The organism is Colwellia sp. MB02u-10 (genome assembly GCF_014077185.1).
Taxonomy (GTDB): domain Bacteria; phylum Pseudomonadota; class Gammaproteobacteria; order Enterobacterales; family Alteromonadaceae; genus Cognaticolwellia.
The window spans coordinates 1-18921 of the sequence record NZ_JACGVK010000102.1 but is presented as its reverse complement, the minus strand read 5'-3'; the positions used below and the strand labels follow the sequence as shown (position 1 = coordinate 18921).

17 protein-coding genes and 1 tRNA gene are annotated in these 18921 nt (G+C 39.0%); 11 read left to right on the top strand and 7 right to left on the bottom strand.

The genetic code is table 11. From position 1 onward, the window contains the following. Positions 1 to 563: 563 nt before the first annotated feature. From yihI to hemN, 3 genes are all read left to right on the top strand, one after another. Positions 564 to 1133: a Der GTPase-activating protein YihI gene (gene yihI / locus H4J59_RS04120; protein WP_182237037.1), complete on the top strand. Its 570-nt coding sequence runs from the start codon at positions 564 to 566 to the stop codon at positions 1131 to 1133. Between the two features lie 12 nt (positions 1134 to 1145). Further along, entirely contained in the window at positions 1146 to 1640 is a 495-nt protein-coding gene (locus H4J59_RS04115; RefSeq protein WP_182237035.1) for a DUF2489 domain-containing protein, read from the top strand. A gap of 261 nt (positions 1641 to 1901) precedes the next feature. Next, a complete protein-coding gene (gene hemN, locus H4J59_RS04110) occupies positions 1902 to 3272 on the top strand; it encodes an oxygen-independent coproporphyrinogen III oxidase (RefSeq protein WP_182237033.1) in 1371 nt (456 codons plus the stop codon). A 1-nt stretch (position 3273) separates the two neighbouring features. Here hemN and H4J59_RS04105 read toward each other — a convergent pair whose 3' ends face one another. Then, positions 3274 to 3822: a DUF1285 domain-containing protein gene (locus H4J59_RS04105; RefSeq protein WP_182237031.1), complete on the bottom strand. Its 549-nt coding sequence runs from the start codon at positions 3820 to 3822 to the stop codon at positions 3274 to 3276. 293 nt (positions 3823 to 4115) lie between these two features. Here H4J59_RS04105 and H4J59_RS04100 point away from each other — a divergent pair. Next, positions 4116 to 4191 (top strand) — tRNA-His (locus H4J59_RS04100). 1062 nt (positions 4192 to 5253) lie between these two features. Then, positions 5254 to 5850 carry a PEP-CTERM sorting domain-containing protein gene (locus H4J59_RS19315; protein ID WP_259369384.1) on the top strand — a complete coding sequence of 199 codons (597 nt, stop codon included), beginning with the start codon at positions 5254 to 5256 and terminating at the stop codon, positions 5848 to 5850. Positions 5851 to 6349: 499 nt separating this feature from the next. On the opposite strand, the gene H4J59_RS04090 is transcribed toward H4J59_RS19315, so the two are convergent. The 6 genes from H4J59_RS04090 to H4J59_RS04065 all read right to left on the bottom strand — a co-directional run bounded on the left by H4J59_RS04090 (position 6350) and on the right by H4J59_RS04065 (position 12376). Then, on the bottom strand, positions 6350 to 7825 hold the full coding sequence (locus tag H4J59_RS04090; RefSeq protein ID WP_182237029.1) for a hypothetical protein: 1476 nt from the start codon (positions 7823 to 7825) through the stop codon (positions 6350 to 6352). 555 nt (positions 7826 to 8380) lie between these two features. Next, on the bottom strand, positions 8381 to 8593 hold the full coding sequence (locus tag H4J59_RS04085; RefSeq protein WP_182237027.1) for a tyrosine-type recombinase/integrase: 213 nt from the start codon (positions 8591 to 8593) through the stop codon (positions 8381 to 8383). 100 nt (positions 8594 to 8693) lie between these two features. Continuing rightward, positions 8694 to 8945: a phage integrase N-terminal SAM-like domain-containing protein gene (locus tag H4J59_RS04080; protein ID WP_182237025.1), complete on the bottom strand. Its 252-nt coding sequence runs from the start codon at positions 8943 to 8945 to the stop codon at positions 8694 to 8696. A gap of 397 nt (positions 8946 to 9342) precedes the next feature. Continuing rightward, positions 9343 to 10326 carry an L-carnitine dehydrogenase gene (locus tag H4J59_RS04075; RefSeq protein WP_182237023.1) on the bottom strand — a complete coding sequence of 328 codons (984 nt, stop codon included), beginning with the start codon at positions 10324 to 10326 and terminating at the stop codon, positions 9343 to 9345. Beyond that, the gene (locus H4J59_RS04070) at positions 10326 to 11216 is read right to left on the bottom strand and encodes a 3-keto-5-aminohexanoate cleavage protein (RefSeq protein ID WP_182237021.1); all 891 of its coding nucleotides are present in this window, start codon (positions 11214 to 11216) and stop codon (positions 10326 to 10328) included. The genes H4J59_RS04075 and H4J59_RS04070 overlap by 1 nt, the downstream gene beginning before the upstream one ends. 170 nt (positions 11217 to 11386) lie before the next feature. Continuing rightward, positions 11387 to 12376 carry a GlxA family transcriptional regulator gene (locus H4J59_RS04065; RefSeq protein ID WP_182237019.1) on the bottom strand — a complete coding sequence of 330 codons (990 nt, stop codon included), beginning with the start codon at positions 12374 to 12376 and terminating at the stop codon, positions 11387 to 11389. Positions 12377 to 12549: 173 nt separating this feature from the next. Between H4J59_RS04065 and H4J59_RS04060 the strand changes: the two genes are divergently transcribed. The 6 genes from H4J59_RS04060 (at position 12550) to H4J59_RS04035 (ending at position 18493) form a co-directional block, all read left to right on the top strand. Next, positions 12550 to 14730, top strand: coding sequence for a TonB-dependent receptor (locus H4J59_RS04060; RefSeq protein WP_182237017.1), 2181 nt, complete (start codon positions 12550 to 12552; stop codon positions 14728 to 14730). After that, positions 14730 to 16304: a BCCT family transporter gene (locus H4J59_RS04055; RefSeq protein WP_182237015.1), complete on the top strand. Its 1575-nt coding sequence runs from the start codon at positions 14730 to 14732 to the stop codon at positions 16302 to 16304. Before H4J59_RS04060 ends, H4J59_RS04055 begins: the two co-directional genes overlap by 1 nt. Beyond that, positions 16297 to 17241, top strand: a complete 945-nt coding sequence (locus H4J59_RS04050) for a dienelactone hydrolase family protein (RefSeq protein ID WP_182237013.1) — start codon at positions 16297 to 16299, stop codon at positions 17239 to 17241. The genes H4J59_RS04055 and H4J59_RS04050 overlap by 8 nt, the downstream gene beginning before the upstream one ends. After that, entirely contained in the window at positions 17231 to 17638 is a 408-nt protein-coding gene (locus H4J59_RS04045) for a thioesterase family protein (RefSeq protein ID WP_182237010.1), read from the top strand. The genes H4J59_RS04050 and H4J59_RS04045 overlap by 11 nt, the downstream gene beginning before the upstream one ends. Positions 17639 to 17927: 289 nt before the next feature. Then, on the top strand, positions 17928 to 18194 hold the full coding sequence (locus H4J59_RS04040) for a type II toxin-antitoxin system Phd/YefM family antitoxin (RefSeq protein ID WP_182237008.1): 267 nt from the start codon (positions 17928 to 17930) through the stop codon (positions 18192 to 18194). A 2-nt stretch (positions 18195 to 18196) separates the two neighbouring features. Further along, the gene (locus H4J59_RS04035; protein ID WP_182237006.1) at positions 18197 to 18493 is read left to right on the top strand and encodes a type II toxin-antitoxin system RelE/ParE family toxin; all 297 of its coding nucleotides are present in this window, start codon (positions 18197 to 18199) and stop codon (positions 18491 to 18493) included. The last annotated feature ends 428 nt before the right edge of the window (positions 18494 to 18921 follow it).

Genomic DNA, 18921 nt, shown 5'->3' with positions numbered 1-18921 from the left:
AATTTCCTTAAATTTCCTTAAAAACTAAAGTTACATTTGCTAACAAAAAATTACAACTAAAAATAAAGACTTGCTGAATATTAGACTTTAGTGCAATAAATAAACGAAAAAACAGCTTGAAGCTTTACTCAATTCACGTACAGTGTGGCCAGCTACATAGATAGCACTCAACAAAATGGATAGTATTTGCACGGAAAGCAATAAGCGTTAATTAACGCGGTATATTATTTAAAATATGGATTGTTTACTAAAGCTCAGGATGAGTACTGAAATATTTAGCCCAAAAGGGCATCAGGGATAGCACTAAAAAAGTGTCAGGATGACCGAAAAAAATAAAATTGTGTACAAAATAATAATAAAAATAACATTGAAAATTATAAAATTCACATGGATCGTAACAAAAGGCTAGGACAGCCACTTAAGAATCGGAACTATAGATGTTAGCTTATGCTACATTTCTTCCCTAAAGCGACGTTATTAACGTCGCTTTTTTTCTTTCTATCGCTGTTTAGCGTAGAATGACGTAAAATGAAAGCAATTGTTTATTATTTTAAGTTATTACTATGTCTCGTACTAAAAAATCACGCAAACCGGGTACCGGCTCTCTTGGCATCGTTAAAGATGACAACAAAAAATTAGTCGCACCCACACCTCGCAGAGCAAAGAAAACAAACGGTAAAGAGCCGGGTAACCGCCAAAAAGAGGCCAACCCTGTCATGGCTCATGGCCAGAACTCTGCCAAAAACAAAGATCCCCGCGTTGGTAACAAAACACCTATTGATTTAGGCAAACAAGTAACTGCACCGATCAAGACTAAAGCCACTAAAAAGGTTCAAGACAACTCACCTATTGCCGCAATTCGTGTCGTTGAAGCCAGTGAGTCATTAGCCGAGCAATTAAGCCGTATTGAACAAGACCCTAGATTGCTTGAAATACTTGAAAAGCAAGATGATGACCTGGCACTAACAGCAGAAGATGTTAGCTATTTCAATGCGCTAATGGAGCAGCATGAAAAAATTAGTCAAGCATTAGGTCTTGATGATGAAGATGAGATTGTAGAACCCACTAAAAAGTCAGACTCTGAAGATGACTTATGGGATAAGTTCGATAAGAGTGATTTATCAAAATTTTAATAGGAGTATTTAATGCTATCCAACCCTTGGGTATACCTAACTTTATTAGCCATCGTTATTATTGGTGTATTAGCAGCAGTAGCCACTAGGCTGCTACGCCAATTAAAACAACAAAAGCTTGAGCAAGAGCAGAAAAAAGTAGAGCAGCAACAAGCCCTACAGCAGCACGATAAAAAAATTATCTCCAGTGTTATTATTATCGTGCGCGCGATGAAAGAAGAACAATGCGACATGGGTGAAGGTTGCTGGCGCTTAAGTGTATTGCTAGATTCATTAAAGTTAAGCCAAGACTTAAATGTACAATTTCCAGCAGTATTCAAGTTTTATGAAGCGATAAAACATATGCCTATTTTAGCGGCACGTAAAAAACTTGATAAACAGTCTCGCATGAGACTTGACTTAGAACGCATGAAACTTGAGGCAGAAATGGCAGAAGATATTCGCCAAGATATCGATCTGCTGCACCAATATGCTAATGAACGAAATAGCATGCTAAGCGAGTCCTAGGTTTAATTTAGGTTTTATCAAACTTAGGTTTTATCGAATTTAAGTTTTATCGAGCTTAAGTTTTATCAAAATTAGCTTCAAATAATAAAACGGTTAGCTTGCCACTAACCGCTAATATTGCCCCCTTATGCTAGAGTAGCAATTAATCTAACCCGTGATAAATAACCCTAAGTGACAATGAAGCCGTCAGCGTTGAGCTTGATCAATGTTTGCGCGCTTGGTTTATCTATAATAGCGTCAAATAGATAAACTGGAATACTTATGCAAGCAGCTCAATTTTTTGATAGTACACTCTTAAAAAAATATAACACCAATGGTCCCAGATATACTTCATATCCAACCGCATTGGAATTTCATGAGCAATTTAGCCATGAAAATTTAGTACAAGCGATAGTCGCATCACCGAACCGTGAATTGTCTTTGTATGTACACATTCCTTTTTGTCATAGCCTTTGCTATTACTGTGCTTGTAATAAAGTTGTCACCCGTCATCGCGATAAAGCCGATATCTACCTTGAGTTTCTTGCACAAGAAATTGCCTCTAGAGCACCGTTATTTAAAGACTATACCGTTAAGCAATTACATTGGGGTGGTGGCACACCTAGCTTTTTACGACATGAGCAAATTAGCCAACTAGTGGCCGAGTTAAAAGCGCAGTTTACCTTTGCAGCGCAAGTAGAAATGAGTATTGAAATAGACCCGCGTGAAATTGAAATGAACTTAGCTGATCACCTTTATAGTTTAGGTTTCAATCGCTTAAGTATTGGCGTGCAAGACATAGATGAAAAAGTTCAACAAAGTATTAATCGCGTGCAATCAACTGAATTTATTGAAAAATTTATTGCCCATGCCAAACAAGTTGGCTTCAAAGCCATTAATATCGATTTGATCTACGGCCTACCTCATCAAACTATAGAGACCTTCACTCGTACGCTAAACAAAGCCCATGAAATGGATGTCGACCGTATTTCATTATTTAGTTACGCCCATATTCCCTCTCGCTTTGCCGCCCAACGTAAACTCAAAGATGAATGGTTGCCTAGCGCAGATGAAAAATTTTCTTTGATGAAATTAGCCATTGAAAAGCTCTGTAATTTTGGCTACGACTTCATCGGTATGGACCACTTCGCTAAGCCTGAAGATGAACTGTCAATTGCTCAAAAATCTGGTGATCTACACCGAAACTTTCAAGGTTATACCACCAAAGGCAGTTGTGACTTACTCGGTTTAGGCGTGTCGTCAATTAGTGCGATTGGCCACAGTTTTAGTCAAAACACCAAAGTGCTACAAAACTATTACCAAGCCATAGAAACACAAGTACACGCTCAAGTAAAAGGTGTCAGCTTATCTCAAGACGATATTATTCGTGGGGAAGTTATTCGCGAGTTGATGTGTAATCTTTATGTCGACAAAAATAAAATTAGCCAGAAGTTTGCTATTAATTTTGATGAATATTTTGCTGAAGACTTACCCTTACTGCAAACCTTCATTAATGACGGATTAATCATGGTGACTATTAATGAAATTCGGGTCGAGCAAAAAGCCAGGCTGCTAATACGTAATATTTGCATGAGTTTTGATGCCTATATGAAGCAAAATCTAAACCAACAGCGTTTTTCACAGGTGATTTAAGTTAGCTTTCTAGTTGGCCTAAACTGAATCTATGTTCGGCGCTGAAAAATACTAATTCTGCGCCGTGACCCTCGTTATCTTCACGGGCTAAATCTACCCATTGATAATAAACATTACGATGCACCTTCGCCTGCAAATTTCGTCTGACCGTGACATATAAACTACCCTCTTCGGTAATTTCTAGTGGGTGTTCAGCATTTAAGATAAAGCTGTCGTCTAAATTGGTCGTCACTTGCATACTTGTTTTCTGCTCATCTAACCATTGCCATTGCGTTAAAATAAAGGGCGCATCAGCAACTACGATGCCGACCTTTTCGACAGGCGTGACTAAAAAATAGCGTTCATCTTCTTTTTTTAATACTGAGGCAAAGAGCTTAACCAAAGACAAACGTTTAAAGACCGTGCCATTGTAAAACCAACTGCCATCTGACTTTATTTCTAAATCAATATCACCACAAAAAGGAGGATCCCATAATTCAACCGGTGGCATTTTTTTCACACTACCGGGTTGTGAATCGGAAATTTGGGCAGAAATTTTTTCTAATGACATAATAGTTATCCTAATTACTGACTTACATAATGGTAGCAAGTTAACCGTAAAACTTAAAATAGCCAGATAAGTCAGTCTTGCTATCCGCTTATTTACCGCATCTAAAATCATAAGACGCTAGCGTAATTTTTCACTAATGCACTCAATAGCAATCATACTAACTGATAATTGTTTACCCGCACCATAAAATTCAACAAAAGTGCGTCGAAAGGCAATATTTTTCTTGTCATGTCACTATAAAATGCAATACAATCCTCGCGCCTTACCACTAGGCAATTTCAGTAACATCAGTGGTGGCTATAGCTCAGTTGGTAGAGCCCCGGATTGTGATTCCGGTTGTCGAGGGTTCAAGTCCCTTTAGCCACCCCATTCTTCCCCTTTAAAATCAAAGCCTCCGGGCAATCCCCTACTATAATCAGAACTTTCTGATGAATGCTCCTGTGCATATTCTGTGAGTATTTGAAGCTAATTAGGTCTAATTACTTACACGTACATCTACCTTCCAGCTCATATCTTCAACATCGACCGGAACTGATTAACTTTGCCTGTTTAGGGAATTTACTGTCTATTTCCTGTGCTTTTTTACTGAAAAGTGAAAATATCGTTTCTAATGAAGACGTCTCGAAAGTGCGCTAAGCGGAAGGAAAATTTTAAAATTGCCAGCTTTGTTTACAGTCTTATGTACATCCGTTAGTTGACCTAAGCAGGCAATTAGCCAACCTAGTAATAACTGGCATAGCAGACGTTACAAGAATCATTATTGATACTAATTTTATGGTCTAAGGAGCTATAGAACGAGAACAATTCCTATGACGGCTGCAAGCCTCAAAGCTGCCTGTGAAATTCTAATTCACTAACAACGGATAAAACTCCGTTAGTGCGCATATTTTAAGTTTTCTTATCTTGTTTCACTCTAAACTCATTAATATAATTGTAATTTATATCTTAAAATCAATAGCTTGAGCTTTTAATGACATCAACTAATGGCATATCAAGCCAACGAATTACAAGTCAGTTGCTAGGTGGTGAATATACTGTTTTGTAGTGTTTTTTTTGTGATTCATTACAATAATTGACACCATTGAGTTTTAATCAATTAGACTACCTGAAACATGTCTTTCAGCTAGTCTATATCGAATATTTTGATGATTAGAATATAGTTTTATATGAAATACAAGCACCTTATTACCTTTTTATACTAAAGCAACATTAAATTTATGCTGGTTGAAATTCGTTTATTTAATCAACTGATTAATGAGCTTATTAATGTCATATTTTTTTACAAACTTGTAGTGTATGAATAAAAATAAAGACTTATCTTGTTGATATTTATTGGTAATAATAGGTTGGTATGTTTTTTGCATTTATTTATATTAATAAACTAGCAATTACATACCAAATACTAATCAAAGTGATAAAAAGGAATAATAAATGAAAAATAAATTTTTAAATATGATGAAAGCAGGTCTTATAGTGTCTGTGACCTGTTTAGTTAATATTGCAAATGCGGGCCTAATTGTAGGCGATTTTGTTACCCATTCAGATCTTCCTGATGCTGGTTCATCAGGTGCGCTTATTTATCAAGAACTTTCACAAACCATAGGTGCAGGTTACGAATTGGACTTGGTTGATGGTGATTATTTGACCAACCTATCTAATTGGGGTGGCGGATTAGTTTGGATGGACTTTGATCCAACAACTAATATCTTATTGTTAGACTCTCAAGATGAATGGGATTTCCAAACTTTTGATGCGTTTATTAATAACATCCAATTTAGTGCAGGAGAATATATTACGGGCATATCATTATTGAATAATGATTTGGTAAGCCCAAATACTGTACCTTTACTTTCATTTACCAATAACAGTATTCATATATCATATGCCGGAGTCTTTGATTTTACAGGCAATTCAGCATCTTTTCAAATAACTACTTCGTCAGCATCTGTACCTGAACCATCAACACTCGCTATTTTTGCATTAGGAATGATTGGTTTAGCATCACGTCGATTTAATAAACAATCTTAATAATTTCTTTTTAGTAAATTATAGAAAACATCAATTATAATGATTGGTGTTTTTTTGTATCTACTGATTGGTAATTTAGGTTGTTTTACCGATAAACCACAACCATAGGATTAGTAATCCTTTGTTATTCCATATGTGTAAAAGACTTCAGACACTTTAACTTAATATTCAACACTACTAGCGTCAGTTTTATAGTTTTTTAGCAAAAAAGTCATACTAACAAAACCTACCATTTTTGCTCATAATAATCGAAATGGTTGCCGCTAGATAAGCTGCATATTCTGTGAGTAAGGGAATGAAACTAAATCTAGCTTGTTGCGTTTATATCCAAATCAAGTTTTATATTGTCATCATTGACCTAAAGTAATTCTTTTGACCAGTCCTGAAATTTACCGTCCGACTCTGGTACCTTTTACAAAAAAAGACCAGAAGCAGAGGCTACTGATCTTTCATTAGAAAAATACTAAAGTATTTTGTGACTGTACTTTAATAAAATGTCTTAACAGCCAGTCCAAGCATCAGCATCCCAAGCTTTACACTCTTTACTATAAGTACCATCTGCATTAAAGCGCATGGTTTCATAATTCCAACCATCAAAGCCTGCCATCACTTTTTTATACTCAACACGTAAGCCATTTTCTTCAACCATTTTGGTTAAAATAACAAAGCTAAAGATTTCGTATAAAGCAGTAGTATCACTAATGTCATCATCGTAGTGATAACTTAAACCATCAATTTCTGCGTTAATGGCAGCAAAATCTAACAGGTTTTTGTTTTGATGAAAGCGGTTAATGTCGTTAAAAATCATGAACTGCTCGGCTTCTGTATCAAAACGAATGATATATTGTCCGATAGTACCAAGGCCTTTGTCGTGATCACTCCAGTTCATATTGAAAATATATTTCTGATTGTCTTCATCAGCACAGGTTGAAGTGATATTAGTCATTTCACGCTCATGAATAGCATTACCACCTTTTGACTCATAGTAATTTAAATACTCGTTGGCATTACAAGTTTCCTCAGAAGTAGCTAGTTCGATCTTATCATCACCAACATTTTTAGCTGAGCCTTTACGATTATAAAAATCGATTTGCGCTCCAATAGTTTCTAAATCATCACTGACACTGTAAGTGGTAGATTCAACTTTAGCGTGTGAAGACCAACCATTACTATTGTCATTACCGCTAGCAGTGTAAATGTACTCTTTACGCACCCAACCATCGTTAGTTTTTAAGTACTTAACGTCAACGAAACTGTTTGGGTGATTTTTCTGAAGCTCGCTTGCCTCTGCAAAACCTTTCTTCAAACCTTTAACTATTAACAATGCCAACTCATGTGTAGTGCTGTCACCATTGGCAATATAATCAGCAAAGATAGCATCTTGACTAATGTTGTAATGAATCACAATATTATTAAGTGTTTGCTCAATATGTCGAGCAAGTTCATCAACTTTTTCATGGTTATCACGAATAACATCACAAGCTAAATTAGGATTATCTAAATCTTCGTCTTTTAATAAAAATTCAGATTTAATAGATTCCCAAATAACCGTGGTTAACGGCGTGATGTCTGTTGAATCTAACGCATTACCTACCATAGGAGGAAATACTAATTGGTAAGCTTCTGTTACTTCACCAGTATCACTGTCAATAGCACCGACGGGTACATCAACGACTAAAGGTACATAAGACTGACAATCATATTGCGCCGCATCTAAATCAAGCGAATACTCACCATCAGTACCTGTTGTTGCCGATGGCTCATTGTTATCAAGTACGGTATTTCCATTTAAATCCAAAAATACCTTAGCACCTGTCACATATCCATCAATGACTTTACCTGATATTGTTGCTGCTGGTGTTGCTGCTGGTGTGGGTTGAATTTCTACAGGTGTTTTAGTATCACTTGAGCCACCACCGCCACAAGCGGTTAAGGCTAAAAGACTTACAGCAATTAAAGAATGTTTCATTTCCATGTTTTTACTACTCCATTTAGAAAGAACTGATTTAACAGCAAAACGTTAAACCAGTGAAAGTAATTACAGCTCAAGACCATGCAATATCTTAAGCTAAATCAACAGATTACAATTGTTTACTTTTATATTCAACAGTTATTTTGTCCTTAATTAAATCACAACCAATCTTATAATCAGGATTCATTGTCGCCGCTTTATAAAGTCCAATACCGACAATACCTAATGTTCCACTTCCGCCAGCGGGAATTCCTACGGTAGCGGCAACAGCAACAGTCCAGAGATTACGTTTCGATGGACGGTGTGAGTGTTGAAAAGGTTGCAGAGTTTAAAGCAGAATAAATATTACTATGCCAGCCATGATAATTCTTAACAGTATATTTTAGGTTTTGGTATCGATAGCGCCTCGTTTGTCTTCTCTTATTACGCGACCTGTTTCATCTACAAGGGTTAAATAGTAAGTTATTATGGGTGACTTAATTAGTGGCAACGCGGTGTCATATGGCCGACAGGGTTCAGGCTTGGAAATAACCAACCACCCACAAACATTTGCCCCTGTTAATTAGCAAAACGCCACCAATCTCTCAGTTGCTCAAGCAGTACAGGTGATAACAAGGCGTATCGATCTCGACTACCTTTGCCTTGCTCAACGCTTACTATCAAACGTTCACTATCAATATCACTGACCTTTAGGGAAACGACTTTGCTAACGCGTAGCCCTGCACCATAGGCGACGGCTAAAGCCGCTTTGAATTTAGGGTGCGTGGCCATACCATAAAACGTTTGGCTTCTTCTACACTCAAGATCACAGGTAACTTACGTGCAACTATCACAGGACAAACTCGTGTAACCACCTCTGGTTTGTCTAGGGTTATCTGGAAGAAGAACTTAAGTGCCGTAAGGATGGCATTGACGGTAATACCCGAAATGAAGTAACCATGAAAAGTTGAAACTCACGTAGTTCTTCTTGAGTGGTTGTTTTAACTGAGTGTTGTAAATATTCACAGAGTTTATTAACACCACGAATATACGTAATTTGTGTTTTAGTAGCGAGTTTACGCATCATTATGTCTTCGTTAAACCATTTGCGTAGTTGTTCTAAAAAGTATGGGCTGATGTTCATAGGATATTCTCCAATCTAAGATGAGACGACATGCCTCAAAACTTAGTGTAGGAAAAAGTTAATGTGTTATAGAAGGAGACGGTGCTTGCCAAGTAAACCATTACCCCGGAGTGGTTTAGTTCGGTGTATCAAAACCGGCTAAGCTAAGTGTCGCCTAATAGGCTATTTTATATGCAGGAAAATCGGCCAAATATAAGGTATTTATTTTAATCACTCGTTGTTCAGGATAATAGGCTCCTGCATTGTCTAATAAGTTTCAGCCATGCAGCGAAAATTTTTAAGTAAACGAATAAATAGTGGGTTATTTGAAGCCGGTGAAATGAAAAAAACTACTAAGATGGGTATAGATTTATCAGCCAGCGGGTAACTGGCTGATAATAATGTTCACGTTATGCTGTTAATTAGCTTTACGATAATCATTAAGCACTTTACCCGCACCTACATCATATTGTGACAAGGCTTCCATAATACTTATCAAGCAGTTATCACGAAGTTGCTCTAACTCTTTTACTGAACGTTCTCCTGCCTGCTGCTGCGTACCTTCAACCATACTGTCAATTAAATCGTCTGAAAGTTCAGGTGCTTCAAGCTTTGTCCAGGGTAATTTAAGGGCAGGACCAAACTGTTCAAGCATGTGACGCATACCATCATCGCCGCCAGCAAGGTGATAAGTTAGATTTGTTCCCATTAATGCCCAGCGTAAACCCGGTCCATAAATAATGGCTTCGTCTAATTCACCTGTTGTAGCAATACCGTCATTAACTAAATGTAAGTTTTCTCGCCACAGAGCTTCCAGTAAACGATCTGACAAATGTCCGTCGATCTCTTTACGTACGTGCAGCGGATGCATACCTATTGCTGTATATATCGCTTTAGCTCGCTCAATGGTATCTGCTGAAGTGAGTTCACCACCTACTACTTCAACTAATGGCAGTAAATACACTGGGTTAAATGGATGCGTTACTATAACTCTTTCTGGCTTATTTACTTCTTTTTGCAAGCCACTTGGCTTAAAGCCCGAGGTAGATGAACCAATAATCGCATCAGTGGGTGCCGATATGCCGATTTCTTGTAGTAATTTTGATTTTATCTCCACCACTTCAGGCGCACTTTCTTGAATTATATTTGCATCGGCGCAAGCTTCTGCCAAGCTATCGCAAAAATGCAAGTTCGCGATGTCTGCATTTTCTTTTAGCCCTATTTTTTGCAATGACGGCCAAGCATTTGTAATGCTTTGTTGCAGCTTTTCTGCCGCACCTTTACCTGGATCCCAAGCTTTCACAAGATAACCATTCGCCAGATAACGAGCTGCCCATCCAGCACCTATAACACCGGTGCCAATAATGGCAGCAGTTTTTTGTTGTTTTGTGTGATTTGTCATTAGCCTACCTTTATAAGATTAAGTTTTTCTCGGGTTTGCTGTGGCGTCATTGGCTCTGCACCAAGATGGGCAAGTAAACTTACCGTTTTTGCGACCAATTGTTCGTTAGTAGCTAGCTTGCCTTTTTCTAAATACAGGTTATCTTCCAAACCAACACGCACATTACCCCCTAAAATTGCAGCTTGCGCGGCCATTGGAAACTGATGTCGACCTATACCGAATCCAGCCCAAACTGAATCTTGTGGCATGCTATCAACCATCGCTTTCATGGTGTTGGTATCGGCTGGTGCGCCCCAAGGGATACCTAAACATAATTGAAATAGTGCAGGAGAGTCGAGTAATCCTTCTTTTTGCATTTGTTTTGCAAATGCTAAGTTACCCGTATCAAAAATCTCAAGCTCTGGCTTTACGCCAAGTTCTTGCACCCGTTTTGCGCCTTTGCGTAGCATCGCAGGACTTGATATATACACTAGGTTATCGTCACCAAAGTTCAGTGAACCGCAATCTAATGTGCATAGCTCAGGCTTTAATTCTTCAATGTGTAATAGTCTTTCTTCAGCACCGACTAAATCGCTCTCTTGCGTGAAATTCATTGGATTGCTGTCGGGACCTAAAAATAAATCACCACCCATTCCCGCGGTTAAATTCAAGACAATATCGGTATTGCTACTGCGTATTCTATCAACGACTTCTCTGTAAAGCGCAACATCACGGCTAGGTGCTCCTGTTTTTGGATCACGGACATGAATATGTACCACTGAGGCACCCGCCTTAGCGGCGGCAATACTGGAGTCTGCAATTTGCTTTGGTGTCACTGGCACATGATGGCTTTTATCTGAAGTAGCACCTGCGCCTGTAATCGCGCAAGTGATAATGACATTGTTATTCATGATTTTTCCTAAAAATTAGCTTCAGCTTTATATGCTATAGCTTGTGTAATTATGAACTATCAGAAATACGATAAAAACTTATTCTTTTTCGACAAAAATGCGTAAATGAGGAATTAGCGCCCATAGCTGTTCTAATTAACTGCTTATGCCACGCCATTATTAATAACGCACTAAACGACATGCTCGCCCCTGTCCTTACTTGGTTGAATGTTAAACTCTTGCTTGTATATTGCGCTTAAATAAGAGGCAGATGAGAACCCACATGCTAGCGAAACATTTAGTACAGATAAATCTGTTTGCCTAAGAAGACGTCGTGCATGCTCAAGCCTTATTTTCCGATAATAGCGCTTTGGTGTGGTTTTTAATTTTCGAGAAAATAACCGTTCTAACTCTCGTTGTGAAATAAATGCTCGTTCTGATATTTCCTTTATCGACATGTTATTAGTCAGATTTTTTTCCATGATACTAGCCGCTTTAATCAGCTTTCTATTTTTCGTCATTAAGCGTGTACTAATGCTCATACGCTGTGACTCATCAGCGCTTTGTATGTGGTTATAAGTAAACTGTTCAGCCACCGCCATTGCTAATCTTTGGCCATTATTAGTCGCAATGATACTTAGCATCATATCTAAACTACTTAGGCCTCCTGCAGACGAGACCCGATTATCTTCAATTAAAAACCGTTCTTGCAGAATATCTGCCCTAGGATTTTCTTCTTGAAAGCTAGTGGCGGCTTCCCAGTGCATAGTTGCGCGATGTCCTGTCATTACGCCCGCTTTTATTAATATTTGTGCACCTGTGTCTACACCACCTAAACTAACGCCGGTAGCTGATAGTCGTCTAAGTTCTGCCAGTAAGGTTTTAGAGGCATAAACCAGTGGTTCAAAGCCTGAAACGACAATAAAAGTCTGATACTCTGTTGGGCACTTCGCGGTACTGTATTTTGTATTAAACGCAACTTGGTTACTGGCTTTAACAGGTTTACCATTTTCGGAGATAAAAGAAAATTCAAATAGTTTTTCATCTGCCAGCCTATTCGCCACTCGCAAGGGCTCCGAAACAGAAGCCAAGGCAAATAAAGAGAATTGCTCTACTAGAATAAAGGCGATATGCACAACTTCACTGTCGCTAAATTTGGGGGGTAAAAAAACATTGCTCATCAATTAAGGGCTCTTTTTGTTAGAGGTGATATGAGAAAAAACGATAAATATTGTCGTATAATCTAAAGCTATATCTTTGATTAGTTATAACATACCCGCCAGCTATTAGTAATATAACACGTACAGCCCGCGTATTTTAAAAGAGGCGTAACCCATAATTGACAGGAAAAAATATGATAGGTTTTTCGATTTTAAAAAAATCATCAATAACACTAGCTGTTAGTGCTCTAACAATTGCTACGCCGATTCAAGCTCAACAAGGCGAAGATATAAGCAGCGCTGAACAAAATAATGAAGTGGAAGTGATTTCTGTTACAGCAAATCGCAGAACCAAAAGTCTGACCGAAGTACCTATGGCTATTTCAGCCTTTAATTCACTTACGTTAGAGCGTGCCAATATCTTGGATATTGAAGATATAGCAGGTATGACACCTGGGTTTACACTGTCCACTTATAATCCTGTGACGCCACAGCCTTATATCCGCGGCGTTGGCACTAACTCAAGCTCAGTCGGTGACGATGCTTCAGTTGGCGTGTTTATCGATGATGTATTTACAGGCCGTGCCGGTGGATTTCGTTCTGATATGTTTGATATTCAGCGTGTAGAAGTACTAAGAGGGCCACAAGGTTCACTCTATGGCAGAAACGTAGCTGGCGGTGCTATTAGCGTGATGACTAAAAACCCAACTGAATTTTATGAAGCGAAATTAAAAGCCACCTACGGTAGCTACAATTTGATGCAGCTTCAAGGTATGGTCAGTGGGGCAATTACTGAAAATGTAAACGGCCGTTTGGCCGGTTCAATTCGCCAGCGAGACGGATGGGTTGATAATATTGCCACAGGAACGGAACTTCGCGATCAAGATAATCAATCGTTTCGCGGCAAACTTGATTTCAGCTTAAGTGACAACACTAAACTGATGGTCATTGCTGATTATTCAAAAGACGACTTGCGTAGCCCTGGCGCTCGCACGATTAAAAACTATGAATCTGTATTTGGCGAAGCTCCAACGACAGGGAACGTAATTGATAAAGTTGATTTGTTTAACGATGGTAATACAAAACGTGAAATATATGGTATTTCAGGTAATTTAACGGTCGAGTTCAGTGATATGTTATTCACTTCAATCACCGCATTTCGTGAGCAAGATTACGCCTTTGATGACGATTTATTTGGGCGTTACTTGTCGGTCTCTAACATGTCGTTGACAAATGATGCGAGTGAAAATTCAAAGCAAATTACCCAAGAGTTCCGTTTACAAAATTTTAGCAGTGAACCACTTGAATGGACTGTTGGTCTTTATTTTTTTAATGAAGATATCGAGCGCGTTGAAGCTTGGGATTCAAGTATAAGTTATGCGTTGCAGGGATCACCCGAGTTACAGTCTCGCCCAATATGGGATGCAGCAAATGAAACTACAAGTTATGCGTTATTTGGTGAAGGTACCTACAGCATAAACGATCACTGGAGCGTTACCTTAGGTGGTCGTTATACTTATGATAAAAAAGACTTCACCAACGTAGCCACAGGTGGAGCTGATTTATTTGGCTTTTTACAAGAAAACTACCAAGTTGCGGCCGAAAAAAGTTGGAACAGCTTTACGCCCAAGCTAACAGCCAATTATTTTACCAACAGTAACGACATGTTTTACTTTACCGTATCTGAGGGGTATAAAGCCGGCGGTTACAATGGCTTAGCTGCAAATAAAGAAACGGCAATGACCCCCTTTGATCAAGAAAAAGCTCGTAACTACGAAGCGGGATTTAAAGCCCGCTTGTTTGATCGCAAGCTGACTGTAAATACCGCGGTTTTCTATCTTGATTATACCGACTTACAAAGCTTCACAACCGATTTAGATACAGGTGATGTGCGAACCGCAACGGGTGACGCTGAAATAAAAGGAATAGAGCTAGATGCGAATGCAAGAGTAGGCGAAAGCTTGCGGTTATTCGCGACATTAGCATTAACAGACTCAGAATATACTACGTTTGCCCAAGACCCCACAGTCGTGGGTAACTCTTTAACTAGAACGCCAGAAAAAAGTGGTTCTTTAGGCTTTAATTATCAGTGGTTGCTTGCAGACGATCAAACGCTAGATTTACGTACAGACCTAACCTATCAAAGTAATGTTTATTATAGCGTAGCAAACGAGGATGCCGCCGCCGGTAAAAGTCATGCCTTGGTAAACGCCAATTTAACATGGGAAAGTCTTGAAGGATGGGAAGTATCTGCTTATGTTAAGAACGTAACAGATAAAGAATACGCGTCGCATGCTTTCTCGCAATCAGGCCTAAGCTTTGTTGTTGAAGGCGAGCCCCGTACATTTGGTGTTAGTGCGACGAAATTGTTTTAATGAATAAATCTAAACTGGATGTTGCTGTATTTAGTCCAGCATTTTTAGTGGCGGCCGCAGTCGCGGTTGCCCTAATTGTGTATCCGGAAGCTTCACAGCAGTGGGCAAGTGAAACTATGTCGTTTATTACTGCCAAATTTGGTTGGCTATTTGTAATATTTGGTTTCTCTGCGTTTATATTTGCCCTGTATTTAGCCTTTGGGCAATATGGTCGCATTCGATTAGATACTAAAGATGGCGAAAAAGAATACTCAGAAATAAGCTGGGCAGCAATGATGTTTTCAGCAGGCATTGGTATTGGTTTAATGACCTGGTCGTTTGTTGAACCGCTTTATTATCTTTCTACACCGCCACTTGAAATTACGCCCGGCTCGGACAAAGCGTATAGTTGGGGTCATATGTATACGCTATTCCATTGGAGCTTTGTTCCTTGGTCGCTGTATGCACTTCCCGCTGTTGCCGTAGCGTATCGTTTGTATGTGCGCAAACGGCCTTTTTTACGCATATCTGAAGCTTGTCGTCCTGTTTTTAAAAGTCAAAGCGATGGTTTTTTAGGTGCGGCGACTGACACGCTAATTTTACTTGGTTTGTTAGGCGGCGCGGGTACGTCACTGGGTTTAGGTGTTCCTTTAGTCTCTGAATTAGTCAGCCATTTATTTGGCGTTGAAGATTCTATAGGCATGCGTCTTGGGGTTATTGGTTTCTGGGCATTATTGTTTGGCGGTAGCGCATATCGGGGGCTTAAAAATGGTATTCGCTGGTTAAGTGATATCAATATAGCGTTAGCTATCATTGTTGTGTTATTCGTTTTACTAGCGGGTCCAACCGTGTTTATTCTGTCTATGACCTTTAATAGCCTAGGCTTGTTATTGGACAGCTTTGCGCGTATCAGCTTTTGGTTGGCACCTATTACAGGCAACGATTTCCCCAATAACTGGACACTCTTTTACTGGGCGTGGTGGATAGCCTACGCTCCACTTATGGGATTGTTCATTGGGCGTATTTCTAAAGGCCGGACAATCCGCAGTTTAATTTTGGGTACTCTGATATGGGGCAGTTTAGGCTGTATGACGTTTTTAGCTGTGTGCGGTGCTTATGCGCTCAATTTAGAGCATACCGGCGTATTAGCAGTGCAGGATATTTTGGCCCAAGAGGGCATCCCTAAAACTGTGGTCGCGATTTTAGAAACCTTACCTATGAGCACATTGGTCATTGCAATTTTCACCGTACTCAGTTTTGTATTTTTGGCGACCACGCTAGACTCGTCAGCTTACGTACTGGCCAGTATTAGCACCAAAAACCTCAGCGACGAACAAGAACCCGCACGCTGGAACAGGGTTGCTTGGGCATTTATTTTGGCCGCAATTGCGGTTGGATTATTGGTTATAGACGCCCTTGATACGGTAAAAGCATCAACCGTTATTTTAGCACTTCCACTCATCCCTATATTGCTCGTGGTGCTCCATGCGTTAATGAAACAATTAAAACAAGATTTTGGTGCGGTATTGTACCGGCCTGATATTATTATAAAAGCGCCTCAGCAAGAGGCTAGTAAGGAGTCTTTGAATGAATAAATTTTGGCTACATTCAGCTGTTGTGGCAGTCACTACGACCCTATTGTTTGCGTGTTCTGGCGTCAACAAAAGCGATACCTTTGCACAAGGTGCTAAGGACAATAGTGCTACGCTTGAAGAAACGGTAGAAGAAGGCTCTACACTAGATTGGATTATGCAAGCGAAGACAAATGCACAACAAACGGTCACTGCAAAACCCCTTGAACAAATGAAGCAAGAGCTCATTCCTCACGAAACGGTATATCTTCCTGAGCAAGGCGAAGCACCCTTTCCAGTGTTGTTATTTATGCACGGTTGTAGCGGCGCAACACCTGCACACGAAAAAGATTGGGCAAAACGATTCAACGAAATTGGTGTTGCGGTTATTGGTATTGATAGCTATGGTGGAAGAGAAATCGATTGGAATGATGCATGTAATTTCAAAAAAATGACGCCATGGGAGCGTTCAGGTGATATTCCAGCGATCATGGACTCGTTAAAAGATAGAGACTTTATCGATCCCAAGCAGGTTTATTTAACTGGGTTTTCACACGGCGCATTAACGATTTGGGCATTTTTACAGCAGCTTAGTAATAGTGAAACGCCACTTAGCCTTACTCAGTTACCAGAAAATAATTACCAAGATGTTATAAAAGGCACATTCATGTTTTACGGTAGTTGCCCAACGCAATGGACGGTCAACATAAATTCGCTCATGTTCTTAGGCGAAGATGACCGGTATATGGATGAAAGTGTTTGCCAAAACTACGCAAAAAATCATCCCTCTAACGCCGGTAACTTTGAGTACGTTGTGTACCCAAATGCGACCCATACTTTTGACCATGCAAATCCTAATCAAGCAAATGTAGAAGCAGGCAGTCGTTATAATGAAGCCGCCACAATGGATGCTTGGCGACGTATAAAAGCTATTATAGAGGCCGATGGTAATGCTCAATAAAGCGGTAGTTACATTTCAAGGTGTTGCACACCCGTGGTTGTGCGACGAAATGGGTCATTTAAATACGCGTAATTACGTAGGTATGTTTGATGATGCCATGCAACACTTTATGCGCACTATTGGGCATAACGCAGCACAAGCCCGCAAAAGTAATATTGGTTGGGCCGATGTACGGCACGAAATTGATTATTCAAGTGAAGTGCCTGTTGGCGCTTTGGTGCATATTGAGTGTAATGTTGAAAAGCTTGGCAATAAATCTATTCGCTATAAACAAGTGATGTATTTAAGTGATACAGGTGAGCAAGCCGCACAGAATTTAGCGACGTCAGTGCTATTTGATATGCAAAACCGCTGCGCTATTCCTTTGCCTGATAATTTTAGAGAGAAATTTGCTTAAGCAGTCGACATAAGTTGGAGTATCACGGGCTAAAGTAGCTATATTAACTCGTGATACGCGCTTTAGATTTCCTTATCAGTAAGTATTACCCAACGTCCATCCCGCTAACACAAGCCAAGAACACTAAGAATCCGCAAAATTAATATCTACCCTAATTATTTTAAATTTAACGATAAGAGCGTTATGTTTTAAATAATTTTTTTACAGATTTTATTACCAAGCTTACATGGATAAATATTAACAGGTGCTATAAACTGGTGTTAATAAACATAGTTATTGGGATATTCGAATGCAACCAAAATTCTCAGAAGATGTCGTGCCCTTATCGGATCTTAAAATTAATCCAGGTAAGATAGTTAATCATGCTAAAGATTCTCATAGACCAATACTAGTCACTAGTCGTGGACGAGGTATTGCTGTAGTTCAAGGCTTAGACGAATATGAAAAAAGTATCGAAGAGCTTGCTTTCATAAAAGCTGTTGCCAAAGGCATGCTTGATATTAAAGAAGGAAATAAATCGGATATCAGTGATGTAAAAGCAAGGTTAGGTTTGTAGTTGTGAAAATTGAATTTGCAGAATCTGCTATTTGTGATTTAGAAGATATCAAGACATATTATGATGAGCAGCATGTTCCAGATATTGGCAATAATTTTATTTTAGACATAATAAGCCATATAGAGCAATTAGCCGATAATCCGAAAATTGGCAGACAAGTTCCTGAATTTTGCATGTCATCAATTAGAGAATTAATTCACCCACCTTTTCGTATTGTGTATGTATTAAATGAAATAAGCATTCAAATTATTAGAGTCTGGCGAAGCGAAAGATTAATGCATTTACCGTTAGATTATTGAGTGAAAAATAATGCTCTGGTATCGTTCTGTGAGTATGTAACGGCAATAAATTACGTTTAACTCCAAGTAATGACATGAACAACGCCCATAGTATCTAGCCTGATACACGTTAAACTAAGTAAATCTTATACCGACAACTTGATTGTGATTCCGGTTGTCGAGGGTTCAAGTCCCTTTAGCCACCCTATTTCTTATACCCCTTCAAAAAAATTATAAGTAATTTATCAGTCTACGCTGACCTTACAACTACAAACGATAATCCAAGCCATACGTGTTTTTGACATTAAATTGAGGAAATATATAATACCAATTTCATTAAGTTATTGCCCACTTGTGCTGGTTAAAATACACCAAGGCTACGGTGCTCTCAATCACAATAGCCAGCTATTGCTCAATCAAGCGTCTTGCCCTGATGCATTTTCTCTGCG

What these genes read in the sequence shown, in the direction of transcription:
- yihI (WP_182237037.1), top strand. Translation starts at nt 564, where the DNA reads ATGTCTCGTACTAAAAAATCACGCAAACCGGGTACCGGCTCTCTTGGC.
- H4J59_RS04115 (WP_182237035.1), top strand. Translation starts at nt 1,146, where the DNA reads ATGCTATCCAACCCTTGGGTATACCTAACTTTATTAGCCATCGTTATT.
- hemN (WP_182237033.1), top strand. Translation starts at nt 1,902, where the DNA reads ATGCAAGCAGCTCAATTTTTTGATAGTACACTCTTAAAAAAATATAAC.
- H4J59_RS04105 (WP_182237031.1), bottom strand. Translation starts at nt 3,822, where the DNA reads ATGTCATTAGAAAAAATTTCTGCCCAAATTTCCGATTCACAACCCGGT.
- H4J59_RS19315 (WP_259369384.1), top strand. Translation starts at nt 5,254, where the DNA reads ATGAAAAATAAATTTTTAAATATGATGAAAGCAGGTCTTATAGTGTCT.
- H4J59_RS04090 (WP_182237029.1), bottom strand. Translation starts at nt 7,825, where the DNA reads ATGGAAATGAAACATTCTTTAATTGCTGTAAGTCTTTTAGCCTTAACC.
- H4J59_RS04085 (WP_182237027.1), bottom strand. Translation starts at nt 8,593, where the DNA reads ATGGCCACGCACCCTAAATTCAAAGCGGCTTTAGCCGTCGCCTATGGT.
- H4J59_RS04080 (WP_182237025.1), bottom strand. Translation starts at nt 8,945, where the DNA reads ATGAACATCAGCCCATACTTTTTAGAACAACTACGCAAATGGTTTAAC.
- H4J59_RS04075 (WP_182237023.1), bottom strand. Translation starts at nt 10,326, where the DNA reads ATGACAAATCACACAAAACAACAAAAAACTGCTGCCATTATTGGCACC.
- H4J59_RS04070 (WP_182237021.1), bottom strand. Translation starts at nt 11,216, where the DNA reads ATGAATAACAATGTCATTATCACTTGCGCGATTACAGGCGCAGGTGCT.
- H4J59_RS04065 (WP_182237019.1), bottom strand. Translation starts at nt 12,376, where the DNA reads ATGAGCAATGTTTTTTTACCCCCCAAATTTAGCGACAGTGAAGTTGTG.
- H4J59_RS04060 (WP_182237017.1), top strand. Translation starts at nt 12,550, where the DNA reads ATGATAGGTTTTTCGATTTTAAAAAAATCATCAATAACACTAGCTGTT.
- H4J59_RS04055 (WP_182237015.1), top strand. Translation starts at nt 14,730, where the DNA reads ATGAATAAATCTAAACTGGATGTTGCTGTATTTAGTCCAGCATTTTTA.
- H4J59_RS04050 (WP_182237013.1), top strand. Translation starts at nt 16,297, where the DNA reads ATGAATAAATTTTGGCTACATTCAGCTGTTGTGGCAGTCACTACGACC.
- H4J59_RS04045 (WP_182237010.1), top strand. Translation starts at nt 17,231, where the DNA reads ATGCTCAATAAAGCGGTAGTTACATTTCAAGGTGTTGCACACCCGTGG.
- H4J59_RS04040 (WP_182237008.1), top strand. Translation starts at nt 17,928, where the DNA reads ATGCAACCAAAATTCTCAGAAGATGTCGTGCCCTTATCGGATCTTAAA.